Below are 2,607 nucleotides of genomic sequence, written 5' to 3'. Positions count from 1 at the left end.
CGGCCTGCAAAATGTGCAACGTGCCAGATGAGATGTCGACGGGAAAGAGCTGCATTCCCAACCCATCTGACGCCAACATGCCCCTGCCCGTGATCGTCGAGCTGCGGAGGAACGCGACGCCAAAAGAGGTCGTGCGATGGCTCGAGAGGACATCACGCCAGGAGAATTTCGCAGAGGCGTCGGGCGTGGCGGCGGCGGACGTCAGCCTGCTGGCGGAAAACCGGACGACGGGGCAGGCCTGGGTCTTTCCGGCGACGGCGGCGGACGCCCTGTCGCATCTGGACCCGCGCGAGGTCTTCGTGGTCGAGTTCGTGTTCCGTGACGGCAGCATCGCCACATCGACATTCGAGGCGGGCGATTTCGGCGCCGGACGCGCCTTCCTGGCGATGGGCCGGATTTAGGCCTCGACCGGCTCGGGCTTGGCGGCAGGCGCGGTCGGCTCGACGCGGGATGCGAAGGCGATGACCGGCAGGCGCACCATGATGACCGTGCCTTCGCCCAGGGTGCTGTCGATGGTCATGCGCCCGCCGTGCAGTTCCGTCAGCGACCGAACCAGCGACAGGCCCAGACCCGTGCCCTGTGACCGCTGATCGGCGCCGCCCGCCTGTTCGAACGGGCGGCCCAGACGTTTCAGGTCCTCGGGCGCAATGCCTACGCCGGTGTCGGCGACGGCCAACTCCATATAGGGGCCGATGGCGTCCAGGGTGACGGTGACCGATCCGCCCTTGGGCGTGAACTTCACGGCGTTGGACAGCAGGTTCAGGGTGATCTGCTTCAGCGCGCGCGGATCGGCGGTCACGGCCAGAGGATGGGGCGGCAGCACCCCGGCCAGATGAATGTCGCGGTCGTCGGCCTGCAGCCGAACCAGGGCGATGGCGGCGGAAATGGCGTCGCGCGCATCAAAGGTTTCGACCGCCAGTTCGTAGCGCTCGGCCTCGATCTTCGACAGGTCCAGCACGTCGTTGATCAGGGCCAGCAGGTGACCGCCCGCCTCATGGATAGAGTCGGCGTAGCCCGCGTAACGGTCGGGCAGGGCGCCAAACAGGCGCTGGCGCATGATGTCGGCGAACCCGATCACGGCGTTCAGGGGCGTGCGCAGCTCATGGCTCATATTGGCCAGGAAACGGGTCTTGCCCGCGCTCTGGGCCTCGGCCTCCAGACGGGCGTTCTCCAGCCGCAGTTCACGCGCGAACTGGCTGGTGCCGTCGAAAGCCTGCGCGATCAGGCGCGGTGCGTCGCCTGCGATGTCGAAGCGGCGCAGGATCAGGGTGATGCGGCGGTCCAGTGCGGCGCGGGGGCTGAACTGGACCTCGACCGTCTGGCCTGTTTCGGCGCGGGTCATGGCGGCGGCGACCATGAGCCCTCCAGCCGGCCTTGCGCCGACAACAGCATGACCAGACCGGGCTGGGCGTTCAGCAGGTTTTCAACGCGGGACAGGCCGGCCTCGGCCCGCTCCAGACGACGGCGACGCTCGCCCCAGGTCAGGCGCATGGCCGTGACCGTTGCGATCAGGGCCAGGAAGGCGGAAGCGGCGGCCAAAACGGGCTGGGGCGCGCCAACACCGTTCATCCAGACAGCGATCAGACCCGCCGCCAGCGCCAGTCCTACGGCGAAGGCGCCCACGCGGGTCAGGCGGTCATCGCCTATGCCCGAATGCTCCAGTGCGATCCCCGCGGCCAGCGGCATGACCAGCAGACCCGGCAGAGGCCCGGCCAGACCTCCGGTCAGCCCCGCCGCCGCCAATGAGGCCAGCAGCCACGCGCCGATCAGCAGGAATCGTAGGCCCGCGCCGTCCTGCGCCATCAGCACGATCCCCGCCACACCGGGCAGGGCCATGACCAGCAGGGCCGACAGGGCCGGTTCATGGATTGCGCCCATGATCTGCGCCACAAGGGCTGTCAGGGCGACCGACACGGCCCAGCCCGCATGCCACAGGGCGACCAGCGACGGCCCGCGCGACGCAACGGCGTCTGGCCGTGCGCGGGGGGTGTTCCTCTGCTGGTGCTGGCGGGTTTTGTTCAAGGGTTCAGGCCGTGTTTCTTCCAGTGTCAGACTAGGCCTGCGTCTGAGTCGGTGCGAGGCCGCTCCCCCCTGAGGCGACTCCGGCGGCGGCGTTTACCAAGCTTTTCGGGGGACAATACGGGTGCATATCGTTAACGCCGCCCGCGATCTGCCCCCGACCTGCCCTCGATTTGAATGAAACGCTGGTCTGTTTCAGGTCTATTTCGATGAGGGCAAGCAGTTTGCATGGCGACGATCAGGGCCTATGTGGCGGCCCATGACTGACGCCCGCACCCCGCCGACTGAATCCCTGGACGAAACCTTTGGCGAACTGGTCGAGGATTTCGACCTGCTGGGCGACTGGGAGCAGCGGATCGAATACGTCATCGAACTGGGCAAGGGGCTGGCGCCTTTGGCTGACGCTGACCGGATCGAGGCCAATAAGGTGCCGGGGTGTGCGGCCCAGGTCTGGCTGGCGACCGATGCGGGCGAGGGGCGGCTGTGGTTCGCCGCCGACAGCGACAGCGCCCTGTCCAAGGGCAATATCGCCCTGTTGCTGAAACTCTATTCCGGGCGCACCCCGGCGGAAATCCTGAACTTCGACGC

3 protein-coding genes and 1 pseudogene are annotated in these 2,607 nt (G+C 67.5%); 2 read left to right on the top strand and 2 right to left on the bottom strand.

What is annotated here, in order from left to right; genetic code table 11:
- Positions 1-401, top strand: a pseudogene (locus tag QZ281_RS11275) (hypothetical protein); the annotation flags it as partial.
- Here the strand turns inward: QZ281_RS11275 and QZ281_RS11270 are convergent.
- Together QZ281_RS11270 and QZ281_RS11265 are read right to left on the bottom strand one after the other, a co-directional pair.
- The gene (locus QZ281_RS11270; protein WP_292228401.1) at positions 398-1,357 is read right to left on the bottom strand and encodes a HAMP domain-containing sensor histidine kinase; all 960 of its coding nucleotides are present in this window, start codon (positions 1,355-1,357) and stop codon (positions 398-400) included. The pseudogene QZ281_RS11275 and the gene QZ281_RS11270 overlap by 4 nt on opposite strands.
- Positions 1,339-2,022 carry a hypothetical protein gene (locus QZ281_RS11265; protein ID WP_292228399.1) on the bottom strand — a complete coding sequence of 228 codons (684 nt, stop codon included), beginning with the start codon at positions 2,020-2,022 and terminating at the stop codon, positions 1,339-1,341. The genes QZ281_RS11270 and QZ281_RS11265 overlap by 19 nt, the downstream gene beginning before the upstream one ends.
- 256 nt (positions 2,023-2,278) lie before the next feature.
- Between QZ281_RS11265 and QZ281_RS11260 the strand changes: the two genes are divergently transcribed.
- The coding region (locus QZ281_RS11260; RefSeq protein ID WP_292228397.1) for a SufE family protein at positions 2,279-2,607 on the top strand (329 nt) is incomplete at its 3' end.

Origin of the sequence: Brevundimonas sp., from assembly GCF_018608325.1 — a bacterium.
Taxonomy (GTDB): Bacteria; Pseudomonadota; Alphaproteobacteria; order Caulobacterales; family Caulobacteraceae; genus Brevundimonas.
The sequence above is the reverse complement of the archived record's forward strand: the minus strand, read 5'-3'. Positions and strand labels throughout refer to the sequence as shown.

What these genes read in the sequence shown, in the direction of transcription:
- QZ281_RS11270 (WP_292228401.1), bottom strand. Translation starts at nt 1,357, where the DNA reads ATGGTCGCCGCCGCCATGACCCGCGCCGAAACAGGCCAGACGGTCGAG.